The organism is Neobacillus sp. S1227, assembly GCF_055385255.1.
This window is the reverse complement of record NZ_AP038276.1, coordinates 3,733,901-3,752,137: the sequence shown is the minus strand read 5'-3', so window position 1 is coordinate 3,752,137 and position 18,237 is coordinate 3,733,901. Positions and strand designations below refer to the sequence as shown.

General features: G+C 40.4%; 15 protein-coding genes, 1 pseudogene and 1 riboswitch. Of the genes and pseudogenes, 11 read left to right on the top strand and 5 right to left on the bottom strand.

Annotated elements, in window-relative coordinates:
* Window positions 1–154: 154 nt before the first annotated feature.
* The 6 genes from ACZ5AE_RS18695 to ACZ5AE_RS18670 all read left to right on the top strand — a co-directional run bounded on the left by ACZ5AE_RS18695 (window position 155) and on the right by ACZ5AE_RS18670 (window position 6,621).
* Window positions 155–691, top strand: coding sequence for a cysteine hydrolase family protein (locus ACZ5AE_RS18695; protein WP_464566107.1), 537 nt, complete (start codon window positions 155–157; stop codon window positions 689–691).
* 132 nt (window positions 692–823) lie between these two features.
* Window positions 824–1,273, top strand: a complete 450-nt coding sequence (locus tag ACZ5AE_RS18690; RefSeq protein WP_464566106.1) for an OsmC family protein — start codon at window positions 824–826, stop codon at window positions 1,271–1,273.
* 86 nt (window positions 1,274–1,359) lie between these two features.
* A riboswitch (cobalamin riboswitch) is annotated at window positions 1,360–1,559 on the top strand.
* Between the two features lie 137 nt (window positions 1,560–1,696).
* Window positions 1,697–3,985, top strand: a complete 2,289-nt coding sequence (locus tag ACZ5AE_RS18685) for a ribonucleoside-diphosphate reductase subunit alpha (protein ID WP_464566105.1) — start codon at window positions 1,697–1,699, stop codon at window positions 3,983–3,985.
* A gap of 15 nt (window positions 3,986–4,000) precedes the next feature.
* Window positions 4,001–5,038 carry a ribonucleotide-diphosphate reductase subunit beta gene (locus ACZ5AE_RS18680; RefSeq protein ID WP_464566104.1) on the top strand — a complete coding sequence of 346 codons (1,038 nt, stop codon included), beginning with the start codon at window positions 4,001–4,003 and terminating at the stop codon, window positions 5,036–5,038.
* Complete coding sequence (locus tag ACZ5AE_RS18675) at window positions 5,035–5,487, top strand: flavodoxin domain-containing protein (protein WP_464566103.1); 453 nt, start codon at window positions 5,035–5,037, stop codon at window positions 5,485–5,487. The genes ACZ5AE_RS18680 and ACZ5AE_RS18675 overlap by 4 nt, the downstream gene beginning before the upstream one ends.
* Window positions 5,488–5,706: 219 nt before the next feature.
* Window positions 5,707–6,621 (top strand): DMT family transporter, encoded by a 915-nt coding sequence (locus ACZ5AE_RS18670; protein WP_464566102.1) that lies wholly within the window; start codon window positions 5,707–5,709, stop codon window positions 6,619–6,621.
* A gap of 267 nt (window positions 6,622–6,888) precedes the next feature.
* Here ACZ5AE_RS18670 and ACZ5AE_RS18665 read toward each other — a convergent pair whose 3' ends face one another.
* On the bottom strand, window positions 6,889–7,953 hold the full coding sequence (locus ACZ5AE_RS18665) for a sulfite oxidase (protein ID WP_464566101.1): 1,065 nt from the start codon (window positions 7,951–7,953) through the stop codon (window positions 6,889–6,891).
* A gap of 114 nt (window positions 7,954–8,067) precedes the next feature.
* Between ACZ5AE_RS18665 and ACZ5AE_RS18660 the strand changes: the two genes are divergently transcribed.
* The 4 genes from ACZ5AE_RS18660 to argH all read left to right on the top strand — a co-directional run bounded on the left by ACZ5AE_RS18660 (window position 8,068) and on the right by argH (window position 12,804).
* Entirely contained in the window at window positions 8,068–8,241 is a 174-nt protein-coding gene (locus ACZ5AE_RS18660; RefSeq protein ID WP_464566100.1) for a hypothetical protein, read from the top strand.
* A 105-nt stretch (window positions 8,242–8,346) separates the two neighbouring features.
* Window positions 8,347–9,501 carry a DUF3800 domain-containing protein gene (locus ACZ5AE_RS18655; protein ID WP_464566099.1) on the top strand — a complete coding sequence of 385 codons (1,155 nt, stop codon included), beginning with the start codon at window positions 8,347–8,349 and terminating at the stop codon, window positions 9,499–9,501.
* A gap of 14 nt (window positions 9,502–9,515) precedes the next feature.
* Window positions 9,516–11,141 (top strand): amidohydrolase, encoded by a 1,626-nt coding sequence (locus tag ACZ5AE_RS18650; RefSeq protein WP_464566098.1) that lies wholly within the window; start codon window positions 9,516–9,518, stop codon window positions 11,139–11,141.
* A 172-nt stretch (window positions 11,142–11,313) separates the two neighbouring features.
* Window positions 11,314–12,804 (top strand): argininosuccinate lyase, encoded by a 1,491-nt coding sequence (gene argH, locus ACZ5AE_RS18645; protein ID WP_464566097.1) that lies wholly within the window; start codon window positions 11,314–11,316, stop codon window positions 12,802–12,804.
* 112 nt (window positions 12,805–12,916) lie between these two features.
* On the opposite strand, the gene ACZ5AE_RS18640 is transcribed toward argH, so the two are convergent.
* Window positions 12,917–14,140: an NAD(P)/FAD-dependent oxidoreductase gene (locus ACZ5AE_RS18640; RefSeq protein WP_464566096.1), complete on the bottom strand. Its 1,224-nt coding sequence runs from the start codon at window positions 14,138–14,140 to the stop codon at window positions 12,917–12,919.
* Between the two features lie 193 nt (window positions 14,141–14,333).
* On the opposite strand from ACZ5AE_RS18640, the gene ACZ5AE_RS18635 reads away from it, so the two are divergent.
* Window positions 14,334–15,065, top strand: coding sequence for a gamma-glutamyl-gamma-aminobutyrate hydrolase family protein (locus ACZ5AE_RS18635; protein ID WP_464566095.1), 732 nt, complete (start codon window positions 14,334–14,336; stop codon window positions 15,063–15,065).
* Window positions 15,066–15,124: 59 nt separating this feature from the next.
* Here the strand turns inward: ACZ5AE_RS18635 and ACZ5AE_RS18630 are convergent, their stop codons facing one another.
* The 3 genes and pseudogenes from ACZ5AE_RS18630 to ACZ5AE_RS18620 all read right to left on the bottom strand — a co-directional run bounded on the left by ACZ5AE_RS18630 (window position 15,125) and on the right by ACZ5AE_RS18620 (window position 17,485).
* Window positions 15,125–16,525: a DEAD/DEAH box helicase family protein gene (locus tag ACZ5AE_RS18630; protein ID WP_464566094.1), complete on the bottom strand. Its 1,401-nt coding sequence runs from the start codon at window positions 16,523–16,525 to the stop codon at window positions 15,125–15,127.
* A pseudogene (locus ACZ5AE_RS18625) lies at window positions 16,494–17,243 on the bottom strand (TOTE conflict system archaeo-eukaryotic primase domain-containing protein); the annotation flags it as partial. The pseudogene ACZ5AE_RS18625 and the gene ACZ5AE_RS18630, both read right to left, overlap by 32 nt.
* Window positions 17,174–17,485 carry a hypothetical protein gene (locus ACZ5AE_RS18620; RefSeq protein ID WP_464566093.1) on the bottom strand — a complete coding sequence of 104 codons (312 nt, stop codon included), beginning with the start codon at window positions 17,483–17,485 and terminating at the stop codon, window positions 17,174–17,176. The gene ACZ5AE_RS18620 and the pseudogene ACZ5AE_RS18625, both read right to left, overlap by 70 nt.
* Between the last annotated feature and the right edge of the window lie 752 nt (window positions 17,486–18,237).

The window sequence follows — 18,237 nt, the reverse complement described above, 5'->3', positions numbered from 1 at the left end:
GGGTCCACCTCCAAAAAACCGCAAAAATCTTTTATGATATTTGCGGTTTTTTTATATTTATATTTGTGTGAAAATCATGGAGGGGGATGAAAGAATTGTAAGTGGCAAGATCTAAAAAATATAAAAAAGAAATAAGAAAGGGGAATGAATTCATATGGGAGTAGGAAAGTCAGCGTTATTGGTCATCGATGTGCAGTTAGGCCCGATTTGGGGGACCTATAAAAAGGATGAAGTTTTTTCCGTGATACAAAAGATGATTGCCAAAGCAAATGAGGAAAATGTCCCGGTCTTTTATATTCAGTTTGACGGTCCGGAAGGGGATTTGCTGGAGAGGGGAACACAGTTTTGGCAGTTTGCTCCTGGGATCACTCCACGCGATCAGGATATTGTGATCCATAAACGGGCGGCGGATTCTTTTTATCAGACTGAATTGCAAGACGAGTTGCGAAATCGAGGTGTGACCAACCTTGTTGTAGTCGGGGTAAGAACGGAATTTTGCATAGATACGACTTGCCGTGCAGCCTTGTCACAAGGTTTTGATGTTACATTAGTTGAGGACGGTCATACCACTGTTAATGGCATTTATCCCGCCGAGCAAATAATAAATCACCACAATAGTACCCTAAGAGGGGTGAAAACTCCTGAACATCAGATTGTGGTCTTACCCGCAAAAGAAGTAGTTTTTAAATAAAATAGGGGAATAGAGGAATTTTGCATTCATAATGTAAGATTCCTTTTTGTCATTTTTTGCAGGGTTTTTGAAATATTTGTTGAAAGGTTTAATAAGGATGGTTCAAAAAAATGATAAAGGGGTATTTGCAAAATGGAAAGCTTTCACTTTACAGTAAATGGCAGTTGGCAGGGAGACCGGAATGGGAAGGGACATATTCAAGGGGGCGGGCTTGATATTACTGTCTCCGCACCGGCGGATATGGATGGTCCAGGAATCGGTTCGAATCCTGAAGAATTGCTTATTTCTGCATCCAATAATTGTTACATGATTACACTGGGGGCGATGCTGGGGAATCGAAAAATTGAGGTAGAAAAACTCAAGGTTGTTTCTGAGGGCGTTGTCGACAGGGAGGACGGTAAATTAAAGTTTAAACAGATTATCCATCGCCCAGTTTTTTATATTAGCAGCGACTCTGGAATCTCTCCAGAAAAATTGCAAGAGATTGCAGTCCGCGCTGAAAAAGCTTGCTTTATTTCGCAGACATTACGGCCAAGCATCAATTTTTCAGTAGAGCCAAATGTTGTTGTTGATGCAAAATAATACTTGACCAAAAAATGAGCATGTACTAATATTGATATTAGTTTTTCTATATGTTGTTTAATTTGCAAATATGAAAACTATATATTGTGTTAGCCTTAAGGGAAGATGCCGAACACGGCTTAATAGGGAATCCGGTGTGATGCCGGAACTGCCCCCGCAACTGTAAATGCTGACGAAATGAGCAAACCACTGTATAAGAGTTCTTATGAAAATAGGTGCTTATATGGGAAGGGCTCTGAGTAGGGTGATGCATGAGTCAGGAGACCTGTCTTTCTTAAGATGTTTCAACTTCTTCGGGGATTGAGAAGAGGAAACGACGGCGACAAAGGGAAGACATAGTTTCACTATTCTCTTTTGTTGTGTGCTCGTTTCATCCGCTCGGTCTCCCGAAGCGGATTTTTTATTTTTAGGGGGAAGATATCCTTGACCACACAGGAAAAATCACATTTACATGAAGTTTTAGAAACAATTAGGCAAGCCTCTGAGAAATATCAACTCGATACAACAGAGCTGCAAAAACAAATTAGGGAACTTGGATTATCCAAAAAAGAGGCAAATCAGCAGGCGCTTTTCTATGCAGTTAACCAAATTGCAATAGACCAGCCAGATTGGACTTTTGTCGCCGCGCGGTTGTATGTGAATGAACTCTATCAAAAGGCAGCAGAAAACAGAGGTTATGATTCTTCTTTAAAATATGGAGATTTTTACGGCTTGATTAAACATTTAACGAGTATAGGGATTTATTCTAGTGACCTATTAAATTTATATAGCAAAGTGGAAATGGATGAATTAGCAAGAGAAATTCTTCCTGAGCGGGATGAGTTATTTAATTACATTGGGTTGTTCTTATTGGCGGACCGGTATCTTGCAAGGGACCATAATCGAAATATCTACGAGCTTCCGCAGGAACGTTTTATGGTCATCGCCATGACCATCATGAAAAAAGAGAACCAAGATGTTCGGTTAAAGCTGGTTAAGGAAGCATATTGGGCATTGAGCAATTTATTTATGACAGTGGCCACACCAACTTTGGCGAATGCCGGAAAAAGCTTCGGTCAGCTATCTTCCTGCTTCATTGATACGGTGGACGATTCGCTTGATGGCATTTATTTAAACAATTGGGATATTGCTAGATTAAGCAAAGATGGAGGTGGAATTGGGATTTACTATGGAAAGGTGAGGGCATTAGGCTCAGATATTAAAAAGTTTAAGGGGAATTCCTCTGGTGTCGTGCCTTGGGTTAAATTAGTCAACGATACCGCCGTCAGTGTTGATCAGTTAGGCCAGCGCCAAGGGGCAATGGCCGTTTATTTGGATTTGTTTCACAAGGACTTGATGAACGGATTCCTAGATTTGAAAACGAACAATGGCGACGAACGCCGGAAGGCACATGATATTTTTACAGGTGTCTGCGTGCCAGATCTTTTTATGGAAAAACTGCAGGAGACCGATGGGAATGGCAGAAGCATCGGCGAGTGGCATACCTTTTGCCCTCATCAAGTGAAACAGGTTATGGGTTGGAAAGATACAGATGGAAATCCTTTAGGATTGGAGGATTTTTACGATGAAATTGACCAGAAATATTTTACGGAGAAATATGAAGAGGCTGTTAACCACCCTTTACTGCCCCGAAAAACGTATAGGGCTATGGATATTATGGCGCGAATCATGATGGTTCAATTGGAAACGGGCACGCCATATATGTTTTATCGGGATGAGGTCAACCGGCAAAATCCCAATAAACATCTATTAGGAAAGGGCCGCACCTCGATTTTCTGCAGCAATCTTTGTACGGAAATCACGCAAAATATGTCAGCGACGAAGATTGTGAACGAATACCAGGATCAAGATGGAAATGTCGTGATTGTTCGTAAACCGGGGGATTTCGTGGTATGTAATTTATCATCTATCAATCTTGCGAAAGCCGTGCTGTCCGAAGTGCTGGAACGTTTGATCCGTATTCAGGTAAGAATGCTTGATAACGTGATCGATTTAAATACTATTTCCGTAGGTCAGGCGCAGCTGACAAATAGAAAATTTAGAGCCATTGGCCTTGGCACGTTTGGATGGCATCATCTTTTAGCATTGAAGGGGATTCAATGGGAATCTGAGTTAGCCGTTGATTTTGCGGATGAACTGTACGAGGATATTGCCTACTATACTATCCGTTCCTCAATGGAATTGGCCCGAGAGAAGGGAGCCTATAGCAAGTTCCTTGGATCTGAGTGGCAGACAGGTGAGTATTTTGTACGGAAAAATTATCGGTCTGATAGGTGGCTGGAGTTAGAAAGAGAAGTCGCTCAATATGGTCTCCGGAATGGCTGGCTAATGGCCATCGCACCCAATTCATCAACAGCCAAGATTGGTGGTTCAACCGATGGCATTGACCCCATCTATTCAGTCGAATACGCAGAAGAAAAGAAAAACTTTAAATTTAAAGTGACAGCACCAGATTTGAATCATCGAACATATCTCTATTATCGCCGGGCCAGGCATGAGTTAGATCAATTGTGGAGCATTAAACAAAATGCGGCCCGCTCCCGCCATATCGACCAAGCAATCAGCTTCAACCTTTATGTCCGGCATGATATCAAGGCGAAGGAGCTGCTGAAACTTCATATGGAAGCGTGGCGGCAGGGGTTAAAGACGACGTACTACGTAAGAAGTACATCGCAAACGGAAATCGAGGAATGCGAAGCTTGCCATAGCTAACAGGAGGAACTAAAGATGAACACTTTGAAAAAAATAAAGTTGCTAAATCCTGAGTTTCCAAACAAATCAACAGGGATTATTAATGGAAAATCATCAGGTCTTCTCAATTGGAATGATATTGCCTACCCACAGATGTATGATTTGTATCAAACGTTACTGTCAAACTTTTGGAAGGCGCAAGAGATTAATATGCAGGATGACATAAAACAATGGGACCTGCTTAGTGACATTGAAAAAGATGTTTTTTTGCGGATCAATACCCAGCTTGCATCGCTGGACAGCCTGCAAACGCCGATGATGACACAAGTAATGGATTATGTGACCGATTCCAGCTTTAAAGCGATTTTTGCTGTGATTGCCCAGCAGGAGGCGGTCCATAATGAATCCTATTCGTATATTTTGAGCTCGATAGTGCCGTTAAGTGAGCAGAGTGAGCGATTTAATCAGGCGAAGAGCGACCCGATTGTTCAAAAACGTAACCAGCTGATTTTGGATTCTTATGAGAGGTTTCGCATGAAGCCTACCGCACAGCATCTATTTGAATTAAGTGTGAATTCTTTAAATCTTGAGGGGATCTATTTCTATGCGGGTTTTGCCTTTTTCTATCATCTTGCCCGGCAGCAGAAAATGCTGAAAACCAGTACGATGATCAGCTATATTCAGCGGGACGAAATGCAGCATGCCTACTTTATGGCTCAGTTTATCCGGATTTTGTTAACTGAAAATCCGGAGCTGTACAATCAGGAGAATATGGATTATGTATATCAGACTATTGGACAAGCCGTTGAGCTCGAAAAGGAATGGGCGTCCTTTATCTTATCAGATATAAAGGGGATTGATTTAAGAGAATATGAGGAATACACAGAATATCTTGCCAATAAGCGCCTCCGCCAGCTTGGCTTGGAAAATTTATATCGAGAAAAAAATAATCCGATGCCGTGGATACATGTATTTAGTGATGAAATGCTGAACGGAACAAAATCTGATTTCTTCGAGCAGAAGCCGCGGACCTATTCCAAGGTCACTCAATCAAATGGGTTCGATGAGTTATGAAAATAGCCATCGTCTATGCTTCAAAAACAGGAAATACGGAGGAGTTAGCCTATTTGCTGTGGCGGTTATTTTTACAAAAAAATAGAGATACAACCCTGTTTCGTGTCGACCAATTTCCGGTTTGGGAATTAGCGAGGTTTGATGCGGTCGTGATTGGAACCTATACGTGGGGAAATGGGGAAATCCCATACGAAATGATGGAGCTGTACCGGGCTTTTGAAACATTGGAGGTCAGTGGTATGATTACGGGGGCGGTAGGAACTGGTGACAGCGGGTACCCAAAGTTTTGTGGAGCAGTTGATGAATTTAGGGATATGCTTTATGTTCAGACGAACTTGGCGGCAACGCTTAAGATTGAAGTAGCACCACAGGTCAATGACCTTAAACGCTGTGAGAAGTTTGTGGATGCGATGTTAGAACGAATATATCGTGATATATTTGTAGGGTAAAAGAAAATTACAATGCTTTTAAGCAACCTGGAGAAAGGCAGTGATGATATTCATCACTGTTCTTTTTTTCCTGAAAATGAGCAGTTATTGAAAAATTTTTCCAGTTGGTCTTTATATTAATTTTCCAAATTAAAAATATCTTTCGTATCACGAAATACGGTGCTATAATGGAGAGCAGATTACTTAATATGGAATTTTGAAAGGTTCGTGTTTATTATTATGACTGCTGGTCAAAATAAAGCTTTTATCAGCTTGTTTTTAGTCTCTGTCTTTTGGGGCTGCAATTATCCCATCAGCGCCTATTTGCTTCAAGGGTTTTCCCCTGTTTTTTTATCAACTGTCAGGATTTGCATAACATCGCTTTTTCTGATCATAGTTGCGCTCTTTTATAAGGGGGTCAAGCGCCCAACTACCTCGGAATGGAGATATCTTGTTGGTGTCGGGATATTTGGGACGCTGCTGAACCAGACGTTTTATTTTACCGGCTTGAAACATACAACACCGGCCAATGCATCGTTAATCATTTCGCTGGCACCGATTGCAACCATTATCCTCGAACGGATTATTTTTAAAGTGAAATTAACGGTTAAAAAATCTTTAGGGGCCATGATCAGTTTGATTGGTGTTTTTTCCATTATTGGGGTGGCCGGAGGGGCATTAGGAATTTCTTGGGGAGATTTTAATATTTTTATAGCAATGCTTTGTTTGTCAATCAGTATTTTATTTATCCGCGGCTTATCCCAAACTATGCCATCTTTTGTCGTTACGGTTTACGCAACTGTTTTAGGGAGTGTTCTGATGATTCCTGCTGCAGGTGTGGAAGGAATGGTGAGCGGGACTGACATCAGTCATTCTGTTTTCATGTGGGCGTTGCTGATTTTTGCGGCGATCTTTGCACAAGGTATGGCCGGTTTTTGGTGGAACAGCGGGGTGGCAAAGGTTGGAGCAGGAACTGCTTCCATGTTTATGAATATTCAGCCGTTTGTTGCCATTCTGGCTTCACATTTTATATTAGGGAACCGGATTATGCTGTCACAAATTTTAGGGGGGATCTTAGTGCTGCTGGGGGTTTATATCGCCAACATGCCAAGTATCAAACCAATCATGGCGGTTGAACATAAGAAAAGCATATAATGTAAAAGGGCAGTGAATATTATCAATCACTGCTCTTTTTATACCCGAAAAGGTATAGTCCTTGGAATTCCCCGGAGCAATTAAAGTTAATCAGCTTTTCCATTTTACACAGGAATAATTTAATAAAATTGCAGGGAATGTGTTCGGAAGATTAGCGGGATTAGACGACGCCTTGCCAGCGGGTTCATGTTTTAAAAAAGCTTGCTGGTTTGAGACGCGGTAACGGTTCTTCTGCCTCTGAAGCTGAAAAACCGTCACCATGCATCACTATTCAATCTTAATTTTAATTTGTGACACCGCATTGTACCCATATCCCTTTCGGTTCCAGAAAGCTGTATCCGGCTGCAAATGACCGTTTGAATCATAGGCTCGGACCTTGATGGAGTATTCGCGATTTTTTTCAAATACAAATGAATATGACCACTTCATCCATTGGTAATGTCGAGGCTGACTATGGAGATTGGCCGGCTTCCATGTTTCACCATCATCCAAACTAACCTCAACGGATATAACTACACCTTCGCCAGTCCAAGCAAGACCTTTTATTTCATGCAGGCCAGACTGTAAGAATTGCCGGTCAAGCGGCTGCTGAATAATCGAATTGACATGATTCACTGTCACAGGGACCGCCTCTTCGTTATTGTTTTTGTGGGGATAATAGACATAATCATCTGTCTGAAAGGGCCCGGAAAAAGGGTGGTCTACTACACGAATGGATTTTAGCCACTTTACTGACGCCATTCCATACCAGCCAGGAACAATTAGTCGAAACGGAAATCCATGTTTTGGGCTAATCTGTTTGTGATTATGTTCCCAAGCAACGATGACATCATGTACCATCGCTTTTTCTAGAGGAAGACTTCTTGCAAAAGGAACATGCTGACCTTTCTTGGCACCAGAATCATTACCCTCAAAGACCACTTCATGGGCACCATCCTGAACCCCGGCAATTTGCAGCAGATAGAAGAGGGGAACCCCTTTCCATGTCCCCTGGCTAATCGCCCCATCTTTCCATTGCTCTCCAAACACTTTTGGTCTGAAGTGGGCTCGTTTGTTCCCCGAACATTCAACCACAGCGGTCACTGTTCGGGAGGGCATTGTAATAATTTGGTTGTATGGAATGGTAATGGAAGTGTTCACTAAACCTGTGATTGTAAGGTAGTACGATTGGGGGGAAAGGGCAGGATATAGAAAATGGTTTCTTCGATAGGTTAATGCGGCAGGCGTTTCACTGACATCAAGAAAATGGACTGGTGTTTCTTGATTTTCCGGTTGTAAGCTTCGAGTTGTTAGGTGCGGATTTATGTTAAAAAAAGGATATCTTGGATGCAAACAATCACTCCTTTCGTCCCTTATAAATATATTAGAAATATAGACTTTTATAAGTCAAAGACCTTGTCAAAAATAAAATGAGGAGATTTTTATTTTAGGATGAGGTGAAAATCAATGAATGAACCCATGGAGTATCCATATATCCTGTACAACGAAGTCATTACGTATCTTGAAACAAAGTGGCGGCGTTCTTTAGATGAGCATGAAAGACACGTGCTGATCGAAGGCTACAAATTTGGAAGAATGGTCGAAGCAGAAAACGAAATCAGTATACTATTTGCAAAATAAAGCGGCAGAGTCCGCTTTATTTTTTTACTATGGTAATTAAAGGATTTCCCAGAATTTTGTTGAAATAAAATAGGTAAATTCCTTTCGATGGTGAGGTGGGAAAAATTGACCGAGTTACAATTTGCTTTTATCGACGAGTATGGAAATTATGGATTTGATTTTGACAACCACAACCATTCTACCCACTTTATCATTGTTTCCATTCTTGTGAAAGAATCTGAAAAAGAAAACTTAGAACAAGAACTGCAAAACTATTTTCCTTCAAAAGCAGGCCCCATGAATGATACCGAAAGATCCCAGTTTTTGCATGAAATAAAGGACTTGCCTTTTAGCATATATGCCTATGTGATTGATAAAAGAAAGGCAAGAGATGACAGCGGCATTATGCATCCGTCATCTTTCATCAAATATGTCAATCGAATGGTTTATGAAGATTTAAATCGAACCTTTGAGCAGTTGGACCTTGTCGCGAATGAAACGGAAGGGAAGAAATTTCTGCAGGAATTTAAAAAGTACATCATAACAAGGAGTATTCCGGATTTATTCAATTATTCTTCGTTTGGATTTAATAACAGCCAGTCTGAAATCCTGCTTCAATTGGCCGGCTTAATGGCAGAGACGTTGGGGAATAGCTACGACCGTAGTTCTTATTCCGTTCATTCCAATTCATTGGTGAAAATTATTAAACATAAAATTGCCGCTCTAAATCTGCTGCCTTTGGATTACCGGCATTTTCTTTATGATTATAAAACAGACCCCGCTGACTACCGATACAACGAAGTAATCATCAAACAGGCCGTCAATTCCTCCTATCAATATATCGAAAAACATCGCAAGAGTGAAGAAGAGGACGAACGGCTCCGTATCGATTTCTTGAAGTTTCTTTTGTTCAATTTGAAGGAAAATCCGGATGAATACGTCTATACTCAAGAAATTCTCGATAATTTAAATGCTATTCGGGATGTAAAAATGAATCAGCACTATTTTCGCTCCAACATTGTTTCGAAGCTGCGCGATAGCGGGTTGTTAATCGCCAGCAGCAATAAAGGCTACAAGATGCCTATATGTTTAAACGATTTATATGATTTTGTGAATCTATCAAGCCTGACCATCCATCCGATGATTCAGAGAATATCCAAGTGCAGGGATCAAATTCTGCTGGCAACCAACAATGAAATCGACATACTTGACCAAAAAGAATATGGCTATTTGAAAAAAATCATTGAATTGGAAAAGTTGACTATTAACTCAATGTATTAGGAGGGGTTAGCCAGATGAAGAAAAAGACTTTGTTTATTAATGGCGAAGTAATTACCGTCAATCTAAAGGATGAAATTTGCAGTGCAGTTGCTGTTGAGGGAAGGAAGATTATAGCGGTTGGCAGCACAGAAGAGATTTTAAAGTTAAAAGATGATACATGTAAAATCATTGATTTAAACGGGAGGACCCTTCTTCCGGGCTTTATTGAGTCCCATCTTCATATTACCATCTATGGAACAAATGAATTATCTGTTTCATGTAAGGATGAATCGGTCCAATCCATCGCTGATTTGCTGAAAAAGCTGAAAGAAAGGGCAAAGGAAACACCTAAAGGGGAATGGATTCGGGCTTGGGGATATAATGACCAAAAAATTGCCGATGGACGTTTTCCAACGAAGGAGGAATTGGATAGTGTATCGACAGAACACCCAATTATTGTTATACGGGCTTGCGGTCATATATCTGCCGTGAATAGTTATGTGCTGAAACTGGCATCCATCGATAAAAATACACCCGATCCAGACGGTGGCAAAATTGGGCGGCAAGCAGATGGAGAACCATGTGGATTATTGATTGAAAATGCACACATGCAAGTTTTTCAAATAGCTGGTTTTTCCCGTGAAGAAATCCGTAAAGCCCATACCATTGCTTCCAGGCATTTTGCTAAAAAAGGAATAACTTCTATCCATGATGCATCCGGGTTTGGAATTGAAAATGTAGAAGCCCTTAAAGATGATTGTCAAAATGGTGTGATTAATCAGCGAGTCTATGCGATGATCGGGGCACTCAACGAAGCTGAGAAGGTCGTTCGGTATTTTGTTGATTCAGGGGTCAAGACCAAGGATGGAAATGACCGTTTTAAATATGGTCCGGTAAAGTTATTCCTTGATGGAAGCAGCAGCGGCCCAACCGTTTGGACAAGGGAGCCTTACGATAGTGATCCAACTAATTACGGCATCCATTATTACCATCAGGAAGATATCGAGGAGTTGTTTATTCCGGCGCATCAAAAAGGGTGGCAAATTACCTCTCACGCCCAAGGAGATGCTGCCATCGATATGCTGCTCACTTGCATCGAGAAAGCCAACCGCTTGTATCCGCGAAAAGATACACGGCATCGAATCGAACATGCGGGAATTGCACAAAAAGACCTTATTGAAAGGATGAAAGCACAAGGGGTCATTCCGACGCCAAATCCGGCTTTTTTCTATGAATACGGTGATGGTTATATCAAAAATTATGGAGTTCGGGCCAAACAAATGTATCCATTGAACAGCTATAAACAGGCAGGTGTGCCTGCTGCGATTGCATCGGACTGTCCGGTGACAGATTTTAATCCGATGAGGGGCATACATAGTGCCCTGACAAGGCTCTCACCAACAGGAAAAGTGGTCGGTGATAAAGAAAGGATTGGCCTCTTGGACGCCATTCGAATGTTAACATGGAACGGTGCTTATGCCTCTTTTAGCGAAAAGGAAACCGGGTCAATTGAACCGGGAAAATTGGCAGACCTAATTATACTCGATCGTTCCATCCTTAAAACAGAAACTGACGAAATACCATCGATTCAAGTGGTGTGGACCATGATAGATGGTGAGGTTGTTCATGAAGAACTACATATAAATGAACATGTGGGTTAAGAAAATTGAAGGGAAGAATATGGGGAAAACTCCTTTTCGAAGGGGTTTTCTTGTCTTTTCAGTCAGCAAACTAACTAACTGTCACTGTCCTTAAATTTACTCGTATAAATATATAAAGGAAGTTTGGAAAAAGAAGTAAGCTTATCAGTTTCATGAAATCGGAGTGGACAGGATGAACAAGTATCATGAATTTTTCAAAAATGAAGGAAATACATTTCCAGGTAAAACCTATATTGAAGAACTGTTAAAGCCCATTTTTTATGACCAACGAGATTTCTTATTTGAGGCAATGTTTGATATTCATCGTGCCCATGTGATTATGCTGACAGAACAACAAATAATCAAAAAAGACGAAGCTAAAATTATGCTCAATGGAATTGATAAAGTTTCAAAAAGTAATATTAATGAAATTTCCTTTGACCCTAAATATGAAGATCTATTTTTCATGATGGAGGCAAAAATTGCTGCGGAAATTGGTGATGATCTGGCAGGGAATATCCATATCGGTCGAAGCAGAAATGATATGGGGGCAGCCATGTACCGATTGGTGCTGAGGGAGCAGCTTTTACGGCTGATTGGTAATGGGTATCGGCTCAGTGAAGTATTATTGGAGCAATCAGAACGTCATGCGGAAACCTATATGACAGCATATACCCATACACAGCCTGCGCAGCCGACGACGTTAGGGCATTATTTTTTGGCGATATATGATGTTTTTCAGCGGGATTTGAAACGATTGTGGGCCGCATATGAAACAGTGAATCAATCGCCTCTCGGGGCTGCAGCATTATCAACGACGGGTTTTCCCATCAGCCGGTCGCGGATGCTCGAGTTATTGGGGTTTGATAGGGTGGTTGAGAATTCCTATGATTCCATCGCCGGAGCAGATTATTTATTGGAAACGGCTGCTGCCATCATGACTTGTATGGTGAATACTGGAAGATGGATTCAGGATTTCTTATTATATCTAACGAGGGAATTTGGCGCGTTTATGGTAGCTGACCCGTATGTGCAAGTCAGCAGCATTATGCCTCAGAAGCGGAATCCGGTATCGGTTGAACATTCACGGTCGCTAGCTAGCAGCTCAGTTGGTGAAGTGCTTGCTGCCATTCAGATGATTCACAATACACCATTCGGTGATATCGTTGATACAGAGGATGATTTGCAGCCCCATTTATACCGGGCATTTGCGAAGGCTAACCGCGTGATGAAGCTGATGTATGTGGTGATACTGACACTTCAAGTTAATAAGGAGCATTTAAAAGCGATGTCCGAAAAATCCTGTATAACGATTACGGAGCTGGCGGATACGTTAACGAGGAAATATAATATCTCATTTAGGAAGGCTCATTCGGTTGCAAGTTCAATTGCTACTAAAACATGTAAGGGACAAAAAGAGTTAAATGATTGGAAGATTGAAGAAATAAACTTCATGATTCAAGAATTTATAGATATCTCGCTTACTGAGGATGAATGGAAAGATATTATTTCTCCAGAGTACTTTGTTAAGATAAGAAGCATTCAGGGTGGACCGAATCCAGATGAGGTGAGAAGGATGAATGCTGAAAGGAAACTAAGTCTAGGGAAGAGGTTAAAAGAGTACGAACAAATAGTTGATGAAAAGTCCGAAAAAGAGAAACAGTTAAGGGAGTTTGTAATATAAAATTAAAAAAGCAGCTCCCATAATTTATTAGGGGCTGCTATTTGTCCTATTAACAATTTTCTATAATGGCAGAGCTTTAATGTTTGGGCTTTATGAGGATGATTTAACATTTTCAACCCATTATGTTTATTAGTTCTTTTTCCAAATCAGCCGGTTCGTTCGCATAATTATAGATTCCCAAAAACTTATCAACAGCTTTAGGGTTAGCACTAATTAGCTTATTGACAGCATCTTGCTGCTCAGAGATACGTTCATTTTTGGATATTTCGCAGCCCATATAAAAACGGACCATAAACTCATCTTCCAGTGCCTTTTGATACTCCTCAGCCATCTTTGGCCATTGTTGATACTGGTTTTTATATTTTACTAGAATTCCTGAAAGTATTTTTGCACCATATACAGCATCATGGATCCCTTGTGCCATGCTTGGGTCTTTAAAACAAACCGCATCCCCTACGAGCGCCCAGCCATTTCCCATCCCGGTATACCAGAAGTTTTCATAGCCTAGAATCCCTTTGATCGGTTCAACAAGGGCGGCTTTCTGCAGCCGGGAACCGATAGTGGTGTTTGGAAAACCTTCTGTTAATAGACTGCGAAGACTTTCTTCCGGGTTATTTTTCAAGTTCTGAATGAATGCTTTATTCTCTAATGGGAAAATTCCAACTACTGTACATAGGTCATCATTCGTAGGAAAAAGAATCGAAGTGTTGCTTTTTACCCTGTGTACTTCAAATTTCGGTACAGGATCATTGTTAAAATTGCTGAAATACCCATAGTAAATGCCCACATTTGAAGGTACGCGGACTTTTTGCTTTGCGCCTATTAGCCTGCGGATGGTTGAGTTTCTTCCGTCGGCACCAACAATGAAATCGGCAAAAAACTCTTGATCAAGGCCATGGGAATCAGTACCTTTGATGCCAACTATTACTCCGTTTTGTCGTCTGATGTCCGTAACCCGGAATCCTTCTTTAACAGTCACGCCTTTTAGAGATCTAGCGTGGTCTAGAAGAATATGATCCAGATATGTTCTCTTAATACAATAGCAATTTTCTTCTCCATGAACTTCAGGCATTATCCCTTCAATCGTGGTATCCTCAAACTGAAACTTAATATCTTTTACCGGCGGCGCATTGGTTGCCATTAACTTATCCAGTACACCCATTTCGCGGAAAAGGGCGGTTGTGTTATTGAAAAAGGTATGAGTGGATAAAGTATCACTAGGAAAAGAAGAACGGTCGATTAACAATACCTGAAAACCGGCCTTTGCTAGATAAATAGCTAATGAGGAGCCCGCACATCTTGCGCCAGTTATAATAACATCATACTTCGTATTCATCCTATCACTCCATATTAGTTTTTTTAGACTAAATAGTAATCTTTAACACTAACCTAACTTATGGATCAACCGGTGAAAAAAGTACGATGATTTTGCTGAATGAAGGAAATATATTTTGTGTTAGTAAATTACCTATATGATATAGTTAATTTAACTAAAAAATAGCATTTAACAGTCTGTAGGGGGAATAGAGATGCGCAAGAAGCCTGTGATTGGCATAACAGGTGCCTATGTGAACCACAACGAATATATGGAAGGTGTTTATGTACACCATGATTATCATAAAAGCATAGCAGCTAATGGAGGAATCCCGATTGTGCTTCCTTATATAAACCCTGAAATGTCTCTAGAGACACTTGAATTATGTGACGGAATCATCCTAAGCGGGGGAGAAGATGTTGATCCGAAGTTTTACGGACAAGACCCACACCGACGTTTAGGTCCGGCCACGCCAGAACGGGATTTGACTGAAATCGCCATTGTCAAATATGCGCTTGAGAACAATATCCCGCTGCTTGCAATCTGCCGGGGCGTTCAAATATTAAATGTAGCCCTAGGCGGAACATTAATGCAGGATATCCCGAGTCAAGTCAAAGAGCCGATTCAGCATACGCAAAAGATTGATAGGAGCAGGGATAGTCATTGGGTGAATATCTCAAAAGATAGTAAATTATTTGATTTGATAGGTTCTGAACGAGTAAGAGTTAATAGCCTTCATCATCAAGCCTTGGATACGGTCGCTGCCGATTTGCGTGTAGTTGCGACGGCCTCCGACGGGATTTTTGAAGCAGTAGAGTATATTCATCCAACCACATTCACTTTGGGAGTTCAATGGCATCCGGAATCAATGGCGAGCACCGATCCGGTAATGAACAATTTATTTGTGGAGTTCATTAAAAGCTGCTCGAAGATGCCGGTTTTGTAAGTAAATATAGCTACTAACGCAAAATAAGGGTGTCATTGTTGACACCCTATTGGTAATTTTTAGAACAACCTCATTTGTTCGGATTCAGATTGTGCTTTGGAGTTTGATTCTGACGTTCTGTATCCCATTGATTTGTAGCCCTTCATTCGTTTTTCAAACATAGCTTTCAAAAGTGGCTCTTTATGATCAACATAATCAATGACCTTCACTTGGGATTTATCTTCATGGAGTCGATGAAGTCTGCCGACATATTGCTGCAATGTACCTTCCCAGGATAAAGGCATGACTAAAAATAAGGTATCTAAACGGGCATGGTCGAAACCTTCTCCAATGAACTTACCTGTTGCAATAACCAATCTTTCCTCATCATCCGATAACTCTTCTAGTTTTTTTAAATTTTCCTTTTGATCTTTTCTGCTCATTTGACCTGTCAAAATGATAACGTTTTTGGCAAATCCCGTAAACCTCGATTTTAAATCATTTGCGTGCTCCACTCTCTCGGTCAAAATGAGTGGCACTGACCCTTTATCAAGTTCTTTTAAAACATCATCAAATATCATTTTGTTTCGGATTTCATCCTTTACGAGTTCCCTATAAAGAAATTGAATATCTTTCTTTTCTTCTTTCTTTGAACTTTTAAAATTTGTATACCTTGGCTGAAGGATATGATCGAACGGCCTCACTTTTGCTTGATTTTTCGCGGTAACCTTATGAAGAACTGGTCCTAGTTGCATCGTCAAAATCGGATCCAACCCATCCTTTCTTTTGGGTGTAGCAGTAAGACCATTAATAAATTTAGCATTCGCTGCTTTTAACACTTTCTCAAAACTATAGGCTGCTATATGATGACATTCATCTACAATAATTTGGCCATATTGGTTAATTAAGTCTTTAACTTCCCCGTTATAATTAAGACTTTGAATAGTGGCAATATCAACGATTCCAGTCCGTTTGTTTTTTCCACCACCTATTTGTCCAATTTGATTGGCGTCCAAACTTAAAAAGCTCGACAGGCTTTGTTTCCATTGCTCGATTAACTGCTTTCGGTGAACGATTACCAATGTACTTACCTTTCTTCCAGCTATTAGGGCAGAGGCAACAACAGTTTTTCCAAATCCGGTTGTTGCTGATAATATTCCATTAGGTTGTTCCATTAATTTTGTAACAGCTTGTTCTTGTTCAGTTCTTAAAGTCCCTTTAAAACTTAACGAAATCTCTGATCCCCGGCTGGTTTCATTGTGAAAATATGGTTTAATCTTGTTTTCATTAAGCAGTAACATTAGTTCATTTTTACAACCTCTTGGCAAAATGAAGAATTGGTCAGTTTCGTCATAGCAGGCTATTTTTCTAGGGATTCCATGTGTTGAAAATCGCTTGGCTTGGGCTTTATAAAACTCTGGGTTATTAAAGGTTGCTAGCTGCATCAGTTTATGAATGAAAGAGGATGGGATTTTTTTCAATGTATAAACCATTTCTTTCAATAACCTTCAATTTTTCAGGAAGATTTTTAATCTCTTTCGTTTGGCGGATATAATTAAAAGAATCACCGTTGAATTCGTTAATAAGGACCTGTACTTCTGCTAAAGACATTTTCTTGACTTGTTTTAAATAGTTCCATTGATTTGCATATGGAACAAAGTTTTCATCAACAAACACGCTGTTTCCTTCATTTCTTGTCCGTCCTTGCAAGGGCAGGGCGATTAAGTTTCCAAAGTTACCATTAGGCATGGCATCTTGGTTCGGAAATAAACGGTCATACGAAGTCATTCCGATTTCATGCCTCTTTTCAATAGTCCGTGATAATAAAAGATTCCCCAGTTTGCGTGCTACGGAAGCAGGCAGTGCATGGTCGAAAAAAATCCAAATGTGACATCCGTTTCCTGAGCGGGACCTTTCAATACAGGCAGGGACGTTCAACTCTTTGCAAATGCTGTAAAAAGCGAGCGAATCCTGTTGCCAGTTATTTTTATCAAAATCAACCGCTAAAAACCAGCAGGTATCATCTAGTAGCATTGGATAGATTCCAATAGTATGTTTCCCAAATAGATGATCGTAAATTACCTGGTCGCTAAGGGGGAGAAATTTTCGATGCTGACAAACGGCACATTTCACTTTAGGTTTATGGCAAAGGTTTGGATGCCACTCAAGTTCACAAGCAGGTGAATACCCCTTTCTACCATCACTAGATTCCCAGCGAACAGCAAAAACATCGTGCCTGCCTCTAAAAAGATTTTTGAAATCTGGATTCTTTCCAGGATCTTTTCCTTTTTGACTTGTTCCTTCATGGAAATAGTTTGTGAATCTTGCGGCCGATAATCAATATTATGAGATTTTAATATTTGCTTTAATTGCTGATTCTCTTGTTTAAGTCTTTGGCATTCGTTTAATGCTTGCTGAAGTTGCTGTTCAAAGTTTTGCATTGGAATCCCTCAAAATAATTTTATTGAAATCCAAAATAGTATGATACCATTATAGCCAATGTTGATAGCATTTAATAAATTCTCGGCTTGAATTAGATTAAGTGGTTAAGAATAAAAGAGGTTTTTATTGTAGAGGCTGCGGCTGATATTCAGTAAATGAGAAGTTTAGTGGGAGGGGTCATAAAATCCGTTTATGTGGTGGAATGCTTCTATTAGGCAAATGGATAGATGGTATGGGACGAAGAGGCCAATTGAAAGGGTAATGAGGACATAACGGATAAAATGTTTTGAAGATGTGTCCTCATGAACGGGCCATGAAGACAAAACCACTTAAAATAAATGGAGAAGTGTCCTCATGAACGGGTTATGAGGACAAAATCGGTAAAAATGTGTGGAGAAGTGTCCTCATGAAGGGTCTATGTGGACAAAACCAGTTATAAGTTTTAGGGAAGTGTCCTCATGAAGGAGCTATGAGGACAAAACCGCTTAAAATAAATGGAGAAGTGTCCTCATGAAAGGGTATATGATGACAAAATCGGTTAACATGTGTGGAGAAGTGTCCTCATGAAAGGGTATATGATGACAAAATCGGTTAACATGTGTGGAGAAGGTCCTCATGAAGGGTCTATGAGGACAAAACCGGTTAAAAGGTTTAGAGAAGTGTCCTCATGAAGGGTCTATGAGGACAAAACCGGTTAAAAGGTTTAGAGAAGTGTCCTCATGAAGGGTCTATGAGGACAAAACCGGTTAAA